19 protein-coding genes are annotated in these 21,219 nt (G+C 41.1%); 10 read left to right on the plus strand and 9 right to left on the minus strand.

Going from position 1 to position 21,219, the window contains the following annotated elements; genetic code table 11:
- Positions 1-43 precede the first annotated feature (43 nt).
- Complete coding sequence (locus AAEY94_RS00285) at positions 44-601, plus strand: arylesterase (protein WP_350976405.1); 558 nt, start codon at positions 44-46, stop codon at positions 599-601.
- A gap of 175 nt (positions 602-776) precedes the next feature.
- Complete coding sequence (locus AAEY94_RS00290; protein ID WP_101087882.1) at positions 777-1,844, plus strand: DUF3083 family protein; 1,068 nt, start codon at positions 777-779, stop codon at positions 1,842-1,844.
- Positions 1,845-1,931: 87 nt separating this feature from the next.
- On the opposite strand, the gene sohB is transcribed toward AAEY94_RS00290, so the two are convergent.
- Complete coding sequence (gene sohB, locus AAEY94_RS00295) at positions 1,932-2,942, minus strand: protease SohB (protein WP_350976409.1); 1,011 nt, start codon at positions 2,940-2,942, stop codon at positions 1,932-1,934.
- Positions 2,943-3,064: 122 nt separating this feature from the next.
- Positions 3,065-5,554 (minus strand): VolA/Pla-1 family phospholipase, encoded by a 2,490-nt coding sequence (locus tag AAEY94_RS00300; RefSeq protein WP_350976410.1) that lies wholly within the window; start codon positions 5,552-5,554, stop codon positions 3,065-3,067.
- A gap of 259 nt (positions 5,555-5,813) precedes the next feature.
- Between AAEY94_RS00300 and AAEY94_RS00305 the strand changes: the two genes are divergently transcribed.
- The gene (locus tag AAEY94_RS00305; RefSeq protein ID WP_011638022.1) at positions 5,814-6,551 is read left to right on the plus strand and encodes a YciK family oxidoreductase; all 738 of its coding nucleotides are present in this window, start codon (positions 5,814-5,816) and stop codon (positions 6,549-6,551) included.
- Positions 6,552-6,654: 103 nt separating this feature from the next.
- Here the strand turns inward: AAEY94_RS00305 and AAEY94_RS00310 are convergent, their stop codons facing one another.
- The 6 genes from AAEY94_RS00310 to pspA all read right to left on the minus strand — a co-directional run bounded on the left by AAEY94_RS00310 (position 6,655) and on the right by pspA (position 11,078).
- Positions 6,655-6,990: a ComEA family DNA-binding protein gene (locus AAEY94_RS00310; RefSeq protein WP_101087875.1), complete on the minus strand. Its 336-nt coding sequence runs from the start codon at positions 6,988-6,990 to the stop codon at positions 6,655-6,657.
- Positions 6,991-7,130: 140 nt separating this feature from the next.
- Positions 7,131-8,222: a TIGR01620 family protein gene (locus tag AAEY94_RS00315; protein ID WP_350976415.1), complete on the minus strand. Its 1,092-nt coding sequence runs from the start codon at positions 8,220-8,222 to the stop codon at positions 7,131-7,133.
- Between the two features lie 35 nt (positions 8,223-8,257).
- Positions 8,258-9,700, minus strand: a complete 1,443-nt coding sequence (locus AAEY94_RS00320) for a YcjX family GTP-binding protein (protein ID WP_192115994.1) — start codon at positions 9,698-9,700, stop codon at positions 8,258-8,260.
- Between the two features lie 53 nt (positions 9,701-9,753).
- The gene (pspC, locus tag AAEY94_RS00325; protein ID WP_101087871.1) at positions 9,754-10,149 is read right to left on the minus strand and encodes an envelope stress response membrane protein PspC; all 396 of its coding nucleotides are present in this window, start codon (positions 10,147-10,149) and stop codon (positions 9,754-9,756) included.
- Positions 10,136-10,375: an envelope stress response membrane protein PspB gene (pspB, locus tag AAEY94_RS00330; protein ID WP_086019761.1), complete on the minus strand. Its 240-nt coding sequence runs from the start codon at positions 10,373-10,375 to the stop codon at positions 10,136-10,138. Before pspB ends, pspC begins: the two co-directional genes overlap by 14 nt.
- Positions 10,376-10,394: 19 nt before the next feature.
- Positions 10,395-11,078 (minus strand): phage shock protein PspA, encoded by a 684-nt coding sequence (gene pspA / locus AAEY94_RS00335; protein ID WP_011638028.1) that lies wholly within the window; start codon positions 11,076-11,078, stop codon positions 10,395-10,397.
- Positions 11,079-11,270: 192 nt separating this feature from the next.
- Here pspA and pspF point away from each other — a divergent pair, with 192 nt between their 5' ends.
- The 7 genes from pspF (at position 11,271) to fabV (ending at position 19,053) form a co-directional block, all read left to right on the plus strand.
- Entirely contained in the window at positions 11,271-12,350 is a 1,080-nt protein-coding gene (gene pspF, locus AAEY94_RS00340) for a phage shock protein operon transcriptional activator (RefSeq protein WP_101087869.1), read from the plus strand.
- 83 nt (positions 12,351-12,433) lie between these two features.
- Positions 12,434-14,059, plus strand: a complete 1,626-nt coding sequence (locus tag AAEY94_RS00345) for an ABC transporter substrate-binding protein (protein ID WP_101087867.1) — start codon at positions 12,434-12,436, stop codon at positions 14,057-14,059.
- On the plus strand, positions 14,060-15,091 hold the full coding sequence (locus AAEY94_RS00350) for an ABC transporter permease subunit (protein ID WP_101087865.1): 1,032 nt from the start codon (positions 14,060-14,062) through the stop codon (positions 15,089-15,091).
- Positions 15,078-15,968, plus strand: coding sequence for an ABC transporter permease subunit (locus AAEY94_RS00355; RefSeq protein WP_101087863.1), 891 nt, complete (start codon positions 15,078-15,080; stop codon positions 15,966-15,968). Before AAEY94_RS00350 ends, AAEY94_RS00355 begins: the two co-directional genes overlap by 14 nt.
- Positions 15,969-15,971: 3 nt before the next feature.
- Positions 15,972-16,979 carry an oligopeptide/dipeptide ABC transporter ATP-binding protein gene (locus AAEY94_RS00360; protein WP_101087861.1) on the plus strand — a complete coding sequence of 336 codons (1,008 nt, stop codon included), beginning with the start codon at positions 15,972-15,974 and terminating at the stop codon, positions 16,977-16,979.
- Positions 16,960-17,745, plus strand: coding sequence for a peptide ABC transporter ATP-binding protein (locus AAEY94_RS00365; protein WP_011638034.1), 786 nt, complete (start codon positions 16,960-16,962; stop codon positions 17,743-17,745). Before AAEY94_RS00360 ends, AAEY94_RS00365 begins: the two co-directional genes overlap by 20 nt.
- Before the next feature lie 105 nt (positions 17,746-17,850).
- Positions 17,851-19,053 (plus strand): enoyl-ACP reductase FabV, encoded by a 1,203-nt coding sequence (gene fabV / locus AAEY94_RS00370; protein ID WP_101087859.1) that lies wholly within the window; start codon positions 17,851-17,853, stop codon positions 19,051-19,053.
- Between the two features lie 238 nt (positions 19,054-19,291).
- Here the strand turns inward: fabV and AAEY94_RS00375 are convergent, their stop codons facing one another.
- The gene (locus AAEY94_RS00375; RefSeq protein ID WP_101087857.1) at positions 19,292-21,061 is read right to left on the minus strand and encodes a flavocytochrome c; all 1,770 of its coding nucleotides are present in this window, start codon (positions 21,059-21,061) and stop codon (positions 19,292-19,294) included.
- Positions 21,062-21,219 lie beyond the last annotated feature (158 nt).

Genomic DNA, 21,219 nt, shown 5'->3' on the forward strand with positions numbered 1-21,219 from the left:
GTCACTTAAACGCGTGCTTACCAGCGTGTTTATACTGATAGTTATGAGTGTACCAACCTATGCTGCCACGATTTTGATATTAGGTGATAGCTTAAGTGCAGGCTATGGCATGCCAGAAGATCAGGGATGGGTACAATTATTACGTAACCAGTTGCCTCAGCATCAGATAATTAATGGTTCTGTTAGTGGTGAAACAACGGCAGGAGGATTACGTAGACTCCCGAGTTTACTGGCTTCAAGCCAGCCAGACCTGATTGTCATTGAGCTAGGTGGTAATGATGGGTTGAGAGGTTTTCCACCTAATAAACTGAAATCAAATCTTACAAAAATCATTACCCTATCGCAGCAACAAGGCGCCAAGGTGTTATTAACTGAGATTATGGTACCACCGAATTACGGCCCGAGGTATGCCAAATCTTTTACTCAGATTTATCATCAGTTAGCCGAACAATATACTATTAAGTTAATCCCTTTTTTCATGCAAGATATTGCCACCGACAAAACGCTTATGCAGCGCGATGGCATTCATCCGAATGAACAAGCTCAAGACATTATTACGCAGTTAATGTTACCTTGGATCACACAAGTTTTATCCGAGTAAACACTTAAATTTGAACAAGTTTTGTTCGACATGTTAAAAACATTTTAATAAAGTGATCGAAAGTCATTTTAATTTAAGCATCAATGTTTAAAATGGACACTCAGCAAGCGCATTAAATAAGCATAAACATATAACGATAAACTTTAGACAACAACTAAGGCAATAAGGAAATAATATGTCCGTCAGTCGTCAAAAAAAAGTATACTTGCCAACAGCAACACGTAAAAATCAATATATTACCATTGGTTTTCCGTTAACTGATGAATATCTTAATGCATACAGTGATTTAGAAACTTGTTACGATGAATTTAGCAAACTCGTCTATCAACTAGCCGAAAAGCAAGAATTGTACAACGTGCACGTTGTCACTACCGATAAATTGCCTATGGTACGCTTCCACAGTGAAGCTTATTGCTTAACCACAGATGAGCAATTACGTTTTTTCTATAACCCAGCCCACCATGAGGCTAACCGTTTACACAGCGTTGCAGGCTTTAGAGCTAGAAAACTTAGAATTGTATTTTTAGCCACTGGTAATGACCTTCGCAGTAATTCGGCTGAGTTTCACTCTCATGTGCAAAAATTTATAGCTGAACTAAAACCATTATTACCCGTTAAAAATGTGCCAATTAAAGTCCGTGACCACCAGCATATTTCTTATGATTTCTTTGCTAAAGCAAAAGGACTAAAAGAAACCTACGGTTATAAATTACGCGCTGTTGATAGTCGCTATCACCGACGTCATTGCGAGCTACCAGAAAATGTCAGCACGCTCAATTATGTCACCATAAACATTCCAGTTGACCGCCGCATCAAAAAGCAGTTACTCGCAAATGATACCACCGACTTTACCAGTGTTTATCAAAAGGTATGTGACAAGTTTATCGAAGCGACTAAAAGCAAACAGCTTAATCGTGTTGCGGTGGTTGCCAACGGCAAAATACCACTTGTACGTAACAGTAAGTATGAGCAATTAACCAGTACTAACGAATTTCAGATGGTTGGGTTTGATCCTCATGCAGAATCACCAGAGCCAATTTGCCACTGGGATGCGAACAAGCTTGTAGACGTTTTCCGATTTGTGATTGTCGCAGGTAAAAGCGATGAAACAGACGAAGGCTATGGTCGTTTTATGAATCAAGTTGAAGAAGCTATACGTGTATTTACCAATGAGTTCGACATTGATAAAGAACACGCCGATGTCATTTTACGTTTCCATCAACACATCAGTTACAAAGCTTAGTCACTCATAAGCTTTACAGTATAAAAAACGACAGCCTAGGCTGTCGTTTTTGTTTTTAATCAATTGCGTTGTGGTGATGTTGCTGTACTACACCGATTGATTACGCTCCGCAAAACGATTCATCATAGTGGTCACTGATAGTGAAACGCCATGAGCAATTTTATCCGCTAGCTTTTTCTTCATTTGATATTGAATTTTAATCACTTGATGGGTGTTAACCAAGTCTAAAATTACATCATCGCTGGTAGAAACCGCATCGATAAGCCCTAAGTCAATTGCTTGCTGGCCATACCAATGTTCGCCAGTGGCAACTTTAGCAATGTCCATATTAGGACGATAACGGCCGACAAACTCTTTAAAAAGCACGTGAGTTTCTTCTAATTCCTGTTGGAACTTAGCTCTGCCTTCATCAGTGTTTTCACCAAAAACGGTTAAAGTACGTTTAAAGTTACCTGCGGTGTGCTGTTCATAATCAATATCATGATTTTTTAACAAACGATTAAAATTTGGTATTTGCGCAATCACCCCAATTGAGCCCACTATCGCAAACGGTGCGGCGTAAACCTTATTAGCCACACACGCCATCATATAGCCACCACTTGCAGCCACTTTATCCACGCAAATCGATAATGGGATATTAGCTTGACGCAAACGATCTAACTGACTTGACGCTAGGCCATACCCATGAACCATACCGCCACCACTTTCAACATTGACCAATACTTGGTCATCTTTATCTGCAATGGTTATAATAGCGGTCACTTCTTCGCGTAATGACGCGACTTCATTGGCATCTATACTGCCTTTAAAATCAATAACGAATACTTTGCCTTTGGTTAAGTTTTGTTTCTCAGCCGCTTTTTCGGCTGCTTTTACTTGCTTTTCATAGGCTTTAAATTGCTTTTTAGGCAGTAACTCTTCTTTCAACTGATGCTTTAACTGCATAAGCTCATCTGAAATATCAGTCAGTCTTAGCTCACCTTTATCAGATTTTTTTTTCATGCTTGCTGCCAGCACAAATATTACTACCGCTAAAATAGCGACAACAATGGTTACCGCTTTTGCTAAAAACAGGCCGTATTCATATAAAAATTCCAAAACTCGCTCCATACAGGGATGACAATCTTGCGGTATTTTAACAGTAATAACCGACAAGTAGACAATAAAAAACCCAGCTAATTGCTGGGTTTCTTAAGATATTGCGTACTAAATAGTAAACATTAGTTACAGCTTTGGATCACATCGCTGTTACTCACAACAATCGTAGCTTGTCCTAAACCTGCTGCTTTTGCAAAACCAGCAACTTGAGACTGCATTTCAACAGTCGCAGCAAGAGCCATTCCGTCTGTTACACCATCTACTTCACCTGGGCTAACAATCGAACTGTGATGGCCTTTAGAGAAGCGTACAGCACCAGAACCTGGCGTTGTAGTATCAACACATCCTAGCGCTAGCGAGGTAATTAACGGTTCAGTACCCGATAATGGGAAACCTTCAACGCTGTTAGGTAATGTTTGGTCACCTAAGTTGCCTGCCCCATCGCCAACCACTTCAATTAAATGCACTGGTAAACCAGTAGCCGCTAATTTTTCGCCATGGTTAATTGGGTCAGCAGAATCGACAGCTGTTTGCACTGCAAAAGCAAATGTTGGTATAAACTCAGCATACACTGCTTGAACTAAAGCAGCATACTCGGCACTACCTTCCTCATAACCTGCAGTATTTGCAGCAGTAACGAGAGCGGCAAACGTACTAGACGCGGTGACATTGGCGAATAACTGTGGACCAAATGCAGCAGAACCCGCAAATGCACCAGCTAAACCACCAGCAGGCGCCACTAACGATGTTGCATTAATAGCATAAGCGTTAGGTAAAGCATCACCCGTCATAGGATTAACTAATCCAGTACTAGCATAAGTAGAGAATGTAGTGCCAACAATGCCACCTAAACTCAAACCTTGTGCACTGATTTTAGACACATCAAATACTTGAGGTTGATTTGCCGCAGCGAGTTGTTGCGCCATTCCAGTCAATAATAATCTTAACCCTAATTGGTCTAAGGTTGCTTGACGGAAATTGTCACGCACTGTCAATGTGCTGGCGATGTTAACAAACACTAATGGGTTACCATTGGTGAACGCATTAGGCTTACCGACTACAGGACCAAAAGCTGGGGCTGTTGCAGATATCTCATAAGTGCCGTCTTTGTCTAAATCAAATGAACGAGCACCGTGCAATGGCATATCAATCGCAATAGTGGCAACACCAGCTGCAGCGTATGTACCCGCATAAGCTAGTGCCATTTCTTTACCACCACCTAAACCATGCATTGCGATTGTGGTTGGCCAACCACTTGTTGGAGGCACAAAAGTTCCACCTTGCGCAGCGGTAAATGCTGCAAGCTTAGCCGCATTCGGTAAGGTAATTTGAACTGAAACAGTTTCATAACCTTTGATAGCCGGAATAGGGTTAAACTTGGTTAAATGTTTCGTTTTATCTGCAGCAGTACCGTCATCAAGTTTCCATTGTTTACCTGCAAGCAATGCAGGATTACCCAACGCTGCTTGAGGATCTACACCGTTATCAGATGCTTGTGCAAAAAAGTTAGCTTGGCTTAATGTACCCGCCTGTAAAGCTAGCAATACCGACACAGGACTGTCACCTTGAGCAAACCAACGGCCATTAGGTGCTGTTGGAGCACCATCGACGATTGGGATCACACAGCCAGCTGATGAACAATCACCGTAGATTGGCAGTTTAATTTTGGCTGTATAAAGATCAGCCATATCGGCGACTACATAGGCTGCACCCGATGCTGGCGTTAACCCAGCAGCCTGAGCAACTGTCAATCCTGTTGGTGTAGGTGCTTGCACAAATGAAGGTGTGTAAGCAGGATTAGAAGCCATCAGTAATTTAGTGGTTTCATACACATCAGCGACTGACTGAGTGGTAAATAAACCTGAAAAACTAATCGATTCAGGATCAACACCGTGTGTTTCAGCAACACCTTTTTCATAACTGTTGACCAGATACTGCAGCATTTTTTGTTGTTCTGTTTCAAGCTGCTGTGTTTCAAAATCTAACTTTAACAGACCATAAGTTGTTGACGGAGCAATAGCACGGCCTAGGGAGTCTTGAATAAGATCGGTAGTCACATAGATATAAGACTGACCAGCTTTTAATGGTTTAATCGGTACTATGGCAACTTTATTGCCTGATGCTTTTGATACAAAATCAACACCAAATTGAAGCTCTTCACCTACTTTACAAGCTGAAACTGAAGGTGCTGATTTACACTCAGCATCACTTGATAATGCTCCGCCCACCGTCGCTTCAAACATACGCACCGCACCAGGTTGAAACACAGAGGCTGCATCTAACGTTAATGCATTGCCCTGTAAATCATTAGCAAGTTCGACAGTAATTGAAATTGGTGAACTAGTTGACCATCCATCTAATGCACCTAATGCAATTTGAGGATCAGTATAGTTACCGCTGGCTTCGCCAGGGATAGATAATGTGCCATCAGTGGTTCCACTGAAGAGTAAGTCGTTTGGTAATGGTACTTTGCTATTAGCAGGATCAAACTGCATATGTGAAACAGGCACTAACGGCTCAGCATTATCTACTGCTTCGTTAAAACTGTCACCACCACATGCTGTCAAGCCAAGAGCAGATGTTATTGCAACACCCAAAATGAGTCTTTTCATCTTTTTTCCCCAAATCTTGTTTTAATAATTTTGTTTTCCCCAAGAATTGGTCACAATAGTCCTATCATGCGACCATAAGGACTTATGTTAGTCCTTAACTATTCTCAAGTTAACGTAAAATTATTGAGTTAGCTACAAGTTTGTTACATGCAAATGACCTATTCTCATACAATTATTAATCATTTGTTTCAAACGGTCGTTTATTTTTTATCCGGTACTAGATTTGACGGGCGATTGCGCTAAGAGGAAATAATCAATCATGTTGGAATATCAAGCTGCAAAAGATTTACTCAATAACAAAACAATCTTGGTTACGGGCGCTGGAGACGGTATTGGTCGTGCAGCATCAATCGAATTTGCCAAACACGGCGCAACGGTAATTTTGCTCGGTAAGACCGTTAAAAAACTCGAAAACGTATACGATGAAATTGTTAATGCCGGTTATCCAAAGCCAGCCATTGTACCGTTAGATATGAAAGGCGCGACCGAACAGAATTATATTGATATGGCAGACACCATTGCCGAGCAGTTTGGTCATTTAGATGGTTTATTGCATAACGCATCTCAGTTGGGGGCATTAGGTCCATTTGAGCATATCGATTTAACCTCACTTGAAACCATTTTAAAGGTCAATGTCACGGCTCAAGCCATCATGACCAAGTCATTATTGCCTATTATGCGTAAAGCCGAGCATGCTTCAATTGTGTTTACTTCTAGCGGTGTTGGACGTAAAGGTCGTGCTTATTGGGGACCTTATGCATTTTCTAAATTTGCCACCGAAGGCATGATGCAAGTGTTAGCTGATGAATGTGACAATACCTCTGTAAGGGTTAATAGTATTAACCCAGGCGCGACTCGTACAGAAATGCGTGCAAAAGCTTATCCTGCTGAAGATCCACAAACACTAAAAACAGCTGAACAAATTATGCCGACTTATTTATTCTTAATGGGTAATGAATCTATCGACACCAATGGCCAGGCACTTAATGCACAATAGTTTACCTGTATTAGTTAAGCTGCATTAGTTAACCTGCATTTGGGCTCGCTGATATAAAAAACGGAAGCAATTGCTTCCGTTTTTGTATAAACAGGCGTCTCATTTAGAAACTCATATTCTCAGTATTCTGGCTGACTAACTTTTCACCAATTCCTGTCACCATGGTTAACTGTTTCAGATCGGTAAATTTGCCGTTTTTGGTTCGATAGTCAACAATCGCTTTTGCTTTGGCTTGCCCAATACCTTTCAGCGCTTGTAATTCTTCAGCGCTGGCTTTATTGATATTGACCTTTTGCATAGCCGTTGACTTTTTCTCCATCGATTTTGTGGCTTGTTTTGTGGGCTCTGCCATTGTCTTTACCGTTTCAGCGGCGTAAGAATGACTACTTAACAAACAACATAAACCCATTAATAATGCAGTTAATGACAATGATTTCATTAGATTCTCCTTTCCTTCCTTAGTTTGCTGGTATGCGTCCTTCTCCATTACCAAGCTCGAACGATTCAGAACGCTATACGTTTCCGAATCGGAGGCTAACTGTAGTCAACAAAACTGAATTGTACAAAAAAAACACTAATTTATTCGCTATTATCAGCTGACTGAGTTTGTTTCTGTTTATTTTTAGACATCATTGACGAAGTAAACTGCTTTAATTCACCGAGTAAATGTTGATGAACGTGGGATAATTTAGGCTTGTTGTGTTTGTTAAATGCAATCGGCCGGCACAAGCTCATGGCTTGATAACCTAACCTTGCGGTAAGTAAACCACCACCAAGTCCTTGTGCAATCCGAGCAGACACCTTGCCGGTCATTTCTACTGATAATAATTGGGTACCTAAATCGGTAATCACCTCGGTACTGCCAGCATAAATAATATTCGTCACAATACTACGAATCAGTTTTATGCGGCTCCAGTAACCCAGCTCCAGGGCATAAATGGCAGCGACTTCATTAATCATTTTTTGATTTCGCCACAAGATAATAGCCATATCCAGCGCAGCTAAAGGGCTTGCGGCTAATAATAATGCCGACTCAGCAGCAAAGCGGTTAACGCGTTTCTTGGCCAGTAAATCGCGGTCGGATAACACGATATCTTCGAATAACAACACGATTTCTGCATCATTATGTTCATGGCTACAGGCTTGTAAATATTCTTGTTTAGCCTGATTATTTGGGTATTTGGCTAATATTGGTGCCAAAAACGTTTTGGCTTCGCCCATTTGCATGCTTTGGGATAATCGTTCAGCTGTGCTTTGATGATCACTGACTTGTTTAAGATTAACCAACTTACGCCATTCTTTAATCGTAATGACCGTGGCCCATAAGCTAACAATGGATAACACAGAAGCATAAAAACCAAATAACCACGGACTTTGTTGAAAAGAGTCAAGTAACCCCATCACGGTTTGTACGATAACCAATAACACCAAACCAATTACCGATAATATAGCCAATAACGACCAACGCTTAGCCTTTGCAGGTTTAATGCTGTCTTCCATTGCTGCTGGCAATTCTGTTAGCGATTGCTCACAAATAAAGTCAACTTCTTCAAATGATTTAGTCGGCTTAATTGCTTCTTCAGCCGATTGAATCTCATCTGTCACAATAAGATCTGACTCGGTAAATATTTGCGATTTTTTTATCGGCGAATTACGTGTAGGTTCATTCATAACTAATGCTCACATTTATTCTCAAAATAAAACCATTAAGACAATTTATCGCCTAATAGAAACTCCAAGAGATGGTCGAGACGAATGTGTTCGAATTGCGGATTATTATCGTGGATATGGCTCAAATTGGGCGGTAGAAAAGCACTAAAGCTAAACCCTTGTTGTTGCCAAAACTCTGCATCGGGTAATGATGTGGGCACATCTCCTGGGTATACGGTGACTTGCTTACCATCAAGCCCAGTGCCTTTTACCACTTCTTGTTGAACACCCTCTATATTAACCATCCCGTGTTGAGTAGCCTTAATAGCACTTATCGCCATGGTTTCAACTTCACTGCCTTCAAAGTTGGCATAATGCTGGCTTTGTTGCAGCATTGCGGTTAACAAACTAAGCACATGGCTTTGCTGATCACGGGTCACTCTGTCTACTTGGCTGGCAGCAAATAACACTTTGTCTATCCGCGGTGAAAATAAACGTTTAATTAAGCTCGACTGGCCAAACTGAAAACTTTCCATAATGCTGTTTAATGCGCGCCCCATGTCATTAAACTGTGCCTGACCATGATTAAGTGCGTTTAAACAATCAACCAACACTAGTTGGCGATCAAATCGAGAAAAGTAGTCGCGGTAAAATGGCTTAACTACTTGTGATACGTACTGCTCATAACGGCGCTTAAGGACATGATAATTTGAATCGCTTGGGCTTGCTGATAATTCTGAGTGCTGAATTGGGCTTAAGGTAAGCAATGGGAAAAATGTCAATAACGGGGTATTTTCGTATTCGCCCGGTAACAACATACGCCCTGGTTGAGCATGATAAAATCCCTGTTGTCTAACCAAGTCGACCAATAAAGTTTGATACAAGTCAGCAATGTACTTAAGGTGCTGTTCATCAGCTAATTGGCTTAACTCTAACGTCTCTACAGCTTGATTGAATGCGCTAAATAAGGGCGAGTGACGTAAACATGTCACATTAACCTGTTGTGATAAACACCATTGAGTAAAATCTTGTTTCAGCATCGGTAAATCAAGTAACCACTCACCTGGATAATCAACAATATCTACGTACAAGGTTGCGGTATCTGTTAATTTAGCTAACAAACCTTGCTGAGGCTGATACTTAATGGCTAAACGTAATTCGGTAATGTTTTTGGTTGAAGCAGGCCAATAAGGAGGCGACGAACATAATGCATTCATTGCACCTTGATAATCAAAACTGGCAATGTCTAAATCGGGTTGCATAGCGCGATTGACAGCAATTAACCGACCTTCGCGTGCCACTTGCCATAATGGTAAAGGATTGTGCTTGGCGCCTTTTCCTGCATGCAATAACTGATTTACTAAGCCACTAATAAAAGCGGTTTTACCTGCACCGGATAACCCAGTGACGGCTAATCTGACATGACGATCGGTACTGCGGTTAACAATAGACTGAGCGGTTTGGCTGACTTTAAACAAGGAACGATCTAAAAATCTCATGATGGCTGATGGCTCCCCAAAAAACACGGGCGGATAACCGCCCATTAGAAGGATTAAAGACTATTGATTTGGCGTTTAAGATCAAAGTTGTCTGAGGTGACATGTTCTTCGAGTCGTCTTAAACGGAGTTCTAATCCGTTAAATTGACGATTAACATCAAACAATGCTTGCTTTGCAGGTTCACCTGCTTGCCAAATTTTCTTTTTAATTTCAATATCTTTGTGATTTTCTTTGTTGTCTAAGTTTTGTGGTTTGATGTCTAATATCATCCATAAGGCAATATAAACAACAAACACAATCCCTGTTCCACCGAGTAAGAATATCGACACAGCAATGACTCGCACTAGCCATGTTTCAAAGTTAAAGTAATCTGCAATACCTGAACACACCCCAGCCACTTTACCATTTTTTGGGTTGCGGTATAGAGTACGACCATTAGATGGGACCATGTTTTGCTCTCCATTCTGGTGATTCAGTATCTAAAATCGCTTCTAATGTTTCAATGCGACCGCTCATTTTTTCAGCTTTCGCAATGAGACCATTAAGCTGGTTAAATTCTTCCTCGGTGAGCCCCTGGCTCACTTGTCGCTTACTGCGATAATGAAGAACCAACCAGATAGGTGCCACAACAACCATAAAGATGATAATTGGTGCAATAAGAAGATCCATATCCATAACTCACCTCTGAATAAATTTACGCTTTAGATTTAGGTTGTGCTTTCGCACTCATTTTTGCTTTTAATGCTGCTAATTCATCATTCACAGAATCTTCTGCTTCTAATGCTGCAAACTCGTCAGCTAGAACGTTCTTTTTACCTAAATCATATGATTCTACTTGTGCCTCAAGTCCTTCAACTCGGCGCTCGTATTGTTCAAACTTCATCATTGCATCATCGATTTTGCTTGAATCAAGCTGCTTTTTGACTTCTAAACGTGAAGTGGCAGTTTGCTTACGCATAATGATGGTTTTTTGACGAGCACGAGCATCATTCAATTTTTCTTGAAGTTGAGCGATTTCATCTTTTAAACGAGCGACATGCTCTTCAACAACTTGCAGTTCCATCTCAAGTGTTTGCAATAAACCAACCGTTTTTTGCTTTTCACTCAACGCGGCTTTGGCTAAGTCTTCACGATCTTTGGATAACGCTAACTCAGCTTTATTCTGCCAATCTTGAACTTGCTCTTGAACACGAGCAATCCGGCGAAGTAATTCTTTTTTCTCTGCCAATACTTTAGCGGAGGTTGAACGTACTTCAACAAGTGTGTCTTCCATTTCTTGAATGATAAGACGGACCATTTTTTCTGGATCTTCGGCTTTATCAAGTATTGCGCTGATATTTGAATTAACGATATCTGCGAAGCGAGAGAAAATTCCCATAATGTGTTCCTCAAAATTAACGTGGATGTCGCAGTTGGTATTACACATTACGTGCCAACATTTATAAATGCAACAAAATCATATACTTAAACAAATATTTAACTTTTGCTTTCTTTTAACACTCAAGCCATTTATTATGATTTTCACCAATTATTAGTCTAATTCACTAACAATTTTGCGAGTAAGCTAACTGTGAGCAAACAATTCCAGCAAGACAATCTCATCGGCCAATCTAATGCACTGCTTGAAGTATTAGAACATGTGTCTAAAGTCGCGCCATTATCTAAGCCGGTGCTCATTATTGGTGAACGCGGTACGGGTAAAGAATTAATTGCCGAACGACTACATTACTTATCCCCTCGTTGGGATCAAAGCTTTATTAAACTCAATTGTTCTTCATTAAGTGAAAACTTACTCGAAAGTGAACTCTTTGGCCATGAATCTGGTGCATTTACGGGTGCGAAAGGACGACACGAAGGCCGTTTTGAACGCGCCGATGGCGGAACACTGTTTTTAGATGAATTAGCCAACACTTCTGGATTAATCCAAGAAAAGTTGTTACGTGTCATCGAATATGGTGAATTTGAACGAGTCGGTGGCAGTAAAACGGTTCAATCTGATGTGCGACTGATTTGTGCCGCCAATGAAGATTTACCTACCTTGGCTGACAATGGTGAATTCCGAGCGGACTTACTCGATCGTTTAGCCTTTGATGTGATCACCTTGCCACCATTAAGACATAGAACCGAAGACATTATGCCATTGGCCGAACATTTTGCTATTAGCATGGCAAGGCAACTATCACTGGAATATTTTAGTGGTTTTAGTCCGTTGGCGGTAGAACAATTAATGATGCACAGCTGGCCAGGAAATATCCGAGAATTAAAGAATGTCGTCGAGCGAAGTGTTTACCGTGAAGGCGCTGATGGCCAAGAGATTGATCATATTATTTTAGATCCTTTTGCATCTCCCTATCGTCCTGTAAATCGCGTCAAAACCCGCGAACGTCAATTAAATCAAATAGAACATGCACCAACACCAGTGACGGAATCGGCTGAGTTAAATATTAAAACGGAAACATCTGTGGTGCTTAATAGCATCGAATTCCCGATAGATTTTAAAGAATACACCGAAAACAGCGAAATAGAACTATTGCAACGAGCATTAGCTGAAGGCCAATATAATCAGAAAAAAACCGCCGATTTGTTGGGCTTAAGCTACCATCAGCTTCGAGGTATTTTGAAAAAGTACAATTTACTCGACAAGAGCTGAATCAAGCTTGGATATGCTCATTGCCCCAATGCAATGAACACTGTTAAAATACCCACTCAAAGTCGATAAAAAATGATCACACTATGCCTGTTATAGTAAAACGCTGGTATCAGCAGATGTCTTTATGTCTCTCCAGCATCATGCTGGCTGCATGCGGACAAGTGCAATTGCCTTCTGGCCTTGTGTATTGCAGTGAAGGTAACCCTGAAAGCTTTAACCCTCAGCTTGTTACATCAGGCACCACTATTGATGCAACTTCACATCAAATTTACAGTAGACTCGTCAATTACAGCCAAGAAAAAGCCGAAATCACACCTGGTTTGGCGACATCATGGCAGGTGTCCGATGATGGTTTAAATTATCTATTTACTTTACGTCAACATGTGAGTTTTCATAAGACCCGCCATTTTACTCCTGCAAGAGACTTTAATGCAGATGATGTGTTGTTTTCGTTTAATCGGATTATTGATCCACTGCATCCCTATCACTTAGTCAGTAGAACCGGTTATCCATTTTTTCAAAGCATTGGTTTTGCTGATTTAATTGGCTACATTGAAAAAGTAAACGACTACCAAGTTATGTTTCATTTAACTCGGAAAGACGCTTCTTTTTTATCTAATCTCGCCACTGACTTTGCCGTAGTGTTGTCGGCAGAATATGGTTATCAACTGTTAGCGCAAGGCACACCTGAAGATATCGATTATTACGCGGTAGGCACAGGACCTTTTCAGCTTAGCCAGTATGTGAAAAATGAATATATTCGCTACAAAAAGAATCCAGTTTATTGGGGCCCTAAGGTCGAGCTTGATCAATTAGTGTTTGATATCACCCCCAGAAGCACCGCACGTATTGCTAAATTAATTACCGGAGACTGCAGCGTTTCAGCATTACCTAAAGCTGGTGAACTGGCAGTGCTTGACCAACATAAAGATATTATTATCGATGCAAAACCTGGATTGAACGTCGCATTTTGGGCATTTAACACTCAAAAACCGCCATTAGATGATGTTCGTGTAAGACGCGCACTTGCGCATGCTATCGATAAAAATAATATTCTAGACGTGGTATATAACGATACTGCTGTGGAGGCGACAGGCGTTTTACCTCCGGCATCTTGGGCTTACAGCAAAAACTTATCTCCAAATGAATATAACCCTGAAAAAGCCAAAGTATTACTGCACCAAGCAGGTGTATCTAACTTATCCATTAATGTGTGGGCCATGCCAGTGGCGCGAATTTATAATCCGAGTGCATTGAAAACAGCGGAGCTCATTCAGGCCGATTTAGCCCGTATTGGCGTAAAACTGAATATCATTAGCTATGATTGGAGTGTATTCACTCAGAAGTTAGCCAGTTCCAATTATGATTCAGTGCTTATTGGTTGGAATGCGGATAATAGCGATCCTGATAACTTTTTCACTCCACTATTAAGCTGCGCCGCATTAGCTTCTAATAATAATCGCTCTCGTTGGTGCAACAAAGACTTTGAACATTTGTTAACCCAAGCTCAGAGCGTATCGACTCAACCTGAACGCAAAGCATTTTATCAATCAGCAGAAGCCATTATTAGCGATCAAGTTCCGCTAGTAACAATCGCACATGCCAAAAAAGTGGTGTTGAAAAAGAGCAATATTACCGCCATGCAAATTAGGCCTTATGGCGGTATTTCCTTCGCCAAAACAACTCAAGCAATAGAGGGAACTGAATAAATGTGGCGTTATCTTTTTAGTCGCATAACCCTGTTTATGGCCACGTCGCTAGTCATGGTGGCCGTACTCTTTATGGCATCAGGACAGTTTCCTGTCAGTAAAGCGTATTCTCTGTCTGGGGTTCAATATCCCACGCTTGAACAACAACAGCAAATAGAGCAAGACTATCAACTAAATGATAACCAATTACTGCAGTTTACCGCATACTTGCGCCAGCGCTTATCGGGTAACTTTGGTATTTCCAGTAACTCACAGCAAGAGGTATTGGAGGAGCTTGAAGCAGTACTACCTGCGTCTTTTGAATTATCATTATTTTCTGGTTTTATTGCCGTGTTTTTTGGCGTGCCCATTGGCGTGCTAGCCGCATTAGGTAATAACAAAGCACTGCAACGCAGTATTTTAGCCATCACCTTAACAGGCTATTCTATTCCGGTATTTTGGCTCGGCTTGACCTTATCTATGTGGTTTGGGGTTAATCTCGGCTGGCTGCCTATTTCAGGCCAAATCAATTTACTTTATGAAATTGAACCTGTGACAGGTTTTATGCTGGTCGACACTTTATTATCCGATTCTAGTTATCGCATTCCGGCGTTTCATGATGCTTTATTACACTTGATTTTACCGGCGGTCACTTTAGCGGTACTTCCTTTTACATTGGTAGTGAGGATCACCCGGCAAGCCATTTTAAATGTGATGAATCAAACCTATATCCGCGCCGCTGAAGCTCGCGGTTTACACACGGCTAAAATTCTACTCCGTCATGTTTTGCCCAATGCCTTAATTCCGGTAATAAAAAGTATTGGTTTAATGCTGGGATCATTTGCCAGCTATGGCATTGTGGTTGAAGTGATATTTTCGTGGCCTGGTGTTGGCAGTTGGTTAGTGTCGGGCATTTATCAGCGTGACTATACTGTTATTCAAGCGGGTATCTTATCTGTTTCATTATTAATTATTTTCTTAAGCATTTTGATTGATTTACTGCATACCGCAATCAATCCAATGAGCAGAAAGGAATTGTATGCCTCGAATTAAAATATACCAAGAAGACCATATAGCCTCGCCTATGTGGCGAATGTGGCAAACATTTTCTGCTAACCCATTTGCGGTGATCGGTCTATGGGCAGTGATTTTTTTATTAATATTAACTATTTTCGCCCCGTTTATAGCGCCTTATTCAGCAGAGATGCAAGACCAACAAGTATTACTTTTACCGCCATCATGGGATCCAGCAGGTACTGTAGAACACTTCCTTGGAACTGACGATCTAGGACGAGATATTTTTAGTCGAATCTTACACGGCGTACAATTAACCTTTGGCATGTCATTATTAATTGTTACTGCATCGCTGATATTTGGTTTTATTATTGGTTCTCTTTCAGGAATGATGCACGGCATAAAGTCGAGTGTGTTAAGCCACTTGCTCGATGCATTACTGTCTATCCCATCGTTATTAATGGCTATTCTAGTGGTTGCTGTCATGGGACCTGGGCTTAATAATGTGTTTTGGGGCGTTGGGATTGCGATGGTTCCACAATTTGTGCGTGCTATCCATCTAGCGGTTCATGAAGAGCTTCAAAAAGAGTATGTTACCGCAGCCAAATTAGACGGTGCCAACTCGTTACAAGTTTTTTGGTATGTCATCATGCCCAATGTATGGGATGTGGTGATTATTCAGGTCACTATGGCAATATCTGCCGCAATACTCGATATTGCCGCTCTCGGTTTTTTAAACCTTGGTGCACAAGCACCGAGTCCAGAATGGGGTGCAATGGTCGCACAAGGGCTTGATAATTTACTGCTTGCGCCTTGGACCGTTACTATCCCAGGTGTCGCGATTTTGTTTACTGTATTATCGGTCAACTTAGTCGGCGATGGTTTACGTTCTGCGCTTGCACCGATAAGAAATTAACCTATGCCTTTACTCGATATTCGTAATCTCACCATTGAATTAGATACACCTGAGGGCACTGTGAAAGTGCTCGAAAAAGTCAGTTTGACTATTAATCCAGGTGAAATCCATGGACTTGTTGGCGAATCTGGCTCTGGGCGCAGTTTATTGGCCAAAGCGATTCTAGGCGTACTAGGTCCTAATTGGCATATTATTGCTGACCGTATGATGTGGGATGGAAAAAACTTATTAGAAATGAGTTCCAAGCAACGACGCTGCCTGATGGGCAGTGAAATGGCGATGATTTTCCAAGACCCTTCTGGCAGTTTAGATCCGGTTAAAACCATTGGCAGTCAATTGATTGAAGCTATGGTACCCAACAAAAATATTCCTTTTTGGCGACGTGGAAAGGCGACCTATTTAAACGCGCAGAAATGGCTCCACAAAGTCGGTATAAAAAAACCAAAACAACTGATGAAGTGCTATCCATGGGAATTGTCTGAGGGCGAATGCCAAAAAGTGATGATTGCGATGGCTGTGGCGAATCATCCTAAATTGCTGATTGCCGATGAGCCAACCAACTCAATGGAGCTCAACACCCAAGCGCAAATTTTCAGACTATTGTCGCAACTCAATCAACTGCAAAACGTGTCTATTTTATTGGTTAGCCATGAGTTAGAAACCATGGTGCACTGGTGTGATAACTTAACGATTTTGTACAGTGGTCAAGTTATGGAATCAGGCCCTGTTAGCGAAATGGTAGCAATGCCTTATCATCCTTACACACGGGCATTATTAAAAAATCTACCTGACCATACTGAAAAAATGCGTCATAAAGCTAACTTACCCACACTGCAAGGCTCTTCGCCGTCGATGCAGCATTTACCAGCCGGTTGTCGGCTTGGTCCACGTTGCCCAGAAGCCCAACGCCAATGTGTAAAACAGCCTAATCTTGAACATATTAAAGACCGCTATTTTGCCTGCCATTTCCCTTATAAAAGTGAGCAAGAAGATGACGATGCCATTGCTTAAAGTAACCGACTTAAGTAAACAATACTTAACCGGTTATAAGCATTTTAAACCTCAATATTATCAGGCTCTCTCTCCGGTTTCATTTGAACTCGGTCGTGGTGAAACCTTGGCTATTGTGGGGTCGGTCGGCTCGGGTAAAAGTACCCTCGCCCGAATTCTAGTGGGTGCTGAACAACGCAGTGGCGGCGACATATTTTTTGAAGGTGAAGCTTTAGAAACACGTAATTTAAAACAACGGTGTCGGTTGATCCGGATGATTTTCCAAGATCCGACAACCTCGCTTAATCCACGTTTATCGATTGGTAACTTACTTAAAGAACCGTTACGGTTTAATACCCAATTAAGTTCAACTGAACGAAAAACATTGGTGATTGAAACCTTAAGAAAAGTCGGCTTATTACCTGAACACGCAGAGTTTTATCCACACATGATTTCCGAAGGCCAAAAACAGCGTGTCGCTGTTGCACGTGCCTTAATGCTTAACCCTAAAATTATTATTGCAGATGAAGCACTAACGGCTTTAGATTTATCGGTCCGGTCTCAGATTATTAATTTGCTATTAAAGCTGCAAAAAGAGATGGGATTATCGTATATTTTTGTATCACATAATCTGAATATTATTCGTCATGTTAGCGATAAAATTATGGTGTTGCAAAATGGTCATATGGTCGAGAAGTCTACTACTGAGGCCTTATTTACTTCACCACAACATGAATACACCCAACGACTCATTCAAGAACAAAGTCAATTTATGCAAAAGCGCTAAACTGCTCCAACCACTGTGGTTTTGAGGGCGTTTTAGAAAAAATCAGTGCCAATTGGCCGTCGAACTATTTATCCTAGAGCCAATGTTAAAGGAAGAAGCTTAAATATGATTATTAAACCTAAAATTCGTGGCTTTATTTGTACAACTACTCATCCAGTAGGTTGTGAAGCCAACGTTAAAGAACAAATCGAACTCATTAAGGCCAAAGGCAAAATTGCTAATGGGCCTAGAAAAGTATTAGTGGTCGGTTCTTCAAGTGGCTATGGCCTTTCGTCTCGTATCACCTCAGCATTTGGTTGCGACGCTGCCACTATTGGTGTGTTTTTCGAAAAACCAAGCTCTGAAACCAAACCCGGTACAGCAGGTTGGTACAACACTGCGGCATTTGATAAGTTTGCTAAAGTAGAAGGCTTGTATTCAAAAAGCATTAATTGCGATGCATTCAGCCATCAAGCAAAGCAACAAGTCATTGAGCTTATCAAGCAAGATTTAGGTCAAATCGACATGGTGGTTTACTCACTGGCTTCTCCAGTACGTAAAATGCCTGACACCGGTGAAGTTATCCGTTCATCACTTAAGCCAATTGGCCAAACGTATACTGCCACGGCTGTTGATACCAATAAAAATACCATTATCGACACTTCTGTAGAGCCAGCGACTGAGCAAGAAATTGCTGATACCGTCACGGTAATGGGCGGCCAAGATTGGGAATTATGGATGAGTGCGCTAAGCGACGCTGGCGTATTAGCTGACAATTGCAAAACGGTTGCTTATAGTTACATTGGTACCGAATTGACTTGGCCTATTTATTGGCATGGCGCTTTAGGCAAAGCCAAAATGGATTTAGATCGTGCAGCTCACGCCCTTGATAGCAAATTATCAGCTACTGGTGGCTCAGCTAACGTTGCAGTGTTAAAAAGTGTCGTGACTCAAGCGAGCTCAGCAATTCCAGTAATGCCACTTTACATCGCCATGGTATTTAAGAAAATGCGCCAAGAAGGCTTACATGAAGACTGTATTGAACAAATATACCGTTTATTCAGTGAACGCCTATACCGTGTTGATGGCCAAGCACCAGCTGTTGATGGCGAAAATCGCTTACGCCTTGATGACTGGGAACTTCGCGAAGAAATCCAGCAGCATTGTCGTGATTTATGGCCGTTAGTGACCACAGAAAATTTAAGCGAACTCACTGACTATGATGAATACAAACAAGAGTTTTTAAAGCTGTTCGGTTTTGGTATTGATGGTATCGATTATGAAGCAGACGTGAATCCTAATGTGACATTTGATGTAATTGAATTATAACAATTGAACCTGAGCTTAAACTTTAGAAAACAATAAGCTAAGTTACACAAGTAAAAGCCGTAATGCCCAGCATTACGGCTTTTTTATTGCGTTATTATCATAGCTAATGTTATTGCCATTATAGTGATTATAATTGCGATACTCACTGTCACTACTGGTACAAATTTGGCGTAAAAAAAGGGTTAAGCCATATGGCTTAACCCAAAAGTAACGCAAGGGATAAAAAGATGTAGTTAAACTATTTTGTCTCTAGAGCATGTTTGGCGGCGTTATCTCCTGCAATTCGACCAAATACCACAGTATCAGCTATCGCATTACCACCTAAACGGTTAAACCCATGTACACCACCAGTAACTTCACCTGCAGCAAACAAACCAACAATTGGCTTACTTTGAAGATCAAGCACTGAAGCATCAGTGTCAATAGCAACTCCGCCCATAGTGTGATGTATACCTGGAGCTACTTTTACAGCGTAATAAGGGCTTTGTGTCATATTTAATGGCATATCCTTACGACCAAACGCAGTGTCTTCACCTGTTTTGACATAACCATTGTAGTCAGATACTGTTTTCGCTAAATCAGCGACTTTCATACCTGTGCTCTTAGCTAACTGTTCAATAGTATCGCCTTTATAAAGCATTTCTAAATGGTCGTAGCCGCGTACCATTTTGGCTTTTTTGTATAACTGGTTATCAAAAATAATCCAAGCAAACTTACCTGGTTGTTTTAAGATGGCATCAGATGCTTTATCACGAGTTGTTAACTCGCTAACAAAACGGTTACCATCTTTGTTCACCATCACAGCGCCCACACCACGTACCGTTTCTGAAATCAGAATACGACTGTCTTTACCTATGGTTGGGTGAGCTTGAACCCAATCGATATCTGTCATGCTAGCGCCAATATCTTTTGCCATCAACACACCATCACCAGTGGCTGTAATGTTGTTTGAGCTGGTCATGTCTTTCATTGTTGGACGGTAATAAGCAATCATTTCTTTATTCATGCCGTAACCACCTGTTGCTAACACAACTGATTTAGCACCAATCATGTAATAGCCAGTATGTTTACCATGAACAACCGCACCGACAACATTGCGTTCATCATTGATAACAAGTTTCACAACCCGAGAGTTTAGGCGAGTATCAATGCCCTGATCTTTAGCCGCTTGGCGTAAAGTATCAATAATTTCTGGACCAGAGCTTTTACCACCATGTGGACGGTGGGTTCGGTCAACACGAGCACCACCGGAGCGTTTTAAGTCTTCTAAGTTCGCGCCTAAGTCTTCTAACCATTTAACGGCACTAGCTGACTCTTCAGCAAGAATTGTCACTAATTTAATATCATTTTTCTGACGCCCGCCTTTCATCGTATCTTCGATAAACCATTCAACTTTATCATCAACACCATGAGCGGCTTGTTGAGGAGTCCCAACAGCATTAATACCACCAGCTGAAATCATAGAATTACCACCACTGAATGGCGCTTTTTCTACCAAAATAACATTGGCACCCGCTTTTTTAGCAGATAAAGAAGCATTAAAACCTGCGCTACCCGCACCCACAACTAATACTTGTGTTGTTTCGCGTGGACCAGCAGCAATCGCTTTTTGGATTTTTTCTTGATTCCATCCGTTGTCCCAAGGTTTTTTCTTCTTGGCATCAGAAAATGGCATTGGCTTGATATCAAATGAATGACATTCATTACAGTAAAATTGAGGTGCTTCATGGCCTTTATGGCAACTAGTACAGTTAATATCACCTAAATGTGAAGCATGTGGATCAAATTGCAATTTGTCATTAGCCAGTTCAGCGTAATCTCCGTGACATGATTTACACTGAGCATTTTCATGAGTTTCACTATCACTCACTTTAATAGGATCGGTGTGACAAGACTGGCAACTACCCATGTCAGCATGGAATGAACCCATGTCAGGAGTTTTAGCCATTGCAGTACCAGAAGAGAGCAACACTAATGCCATCGCTGATACCAGATATTTTAGTTTCATTTGTTCATTCCTTTCTTATTTGAATATTGACTTACTTTTGTTAAGCGAAAGGTTACTCATAAAGAGATAGTAAAACTTAGACATATATCAAACTTGTCTTTTGGTTAAGTTATAGTGAAACCCTATTCAGACTTTCTTAAAACGCTCTAAAAACTTGA

Origin of the sequence: Shewanella sp. AC34-MNA-CIBAN-0136, from assembly GCF_040309945.1 — a bacterium.
In the GTDB taxonomy this organism is placed as follows: Bacteria; Pseudomonadota; Gammaproteobacteria; order Enterobacterales; family Shewanellaceae; genus Shewanella.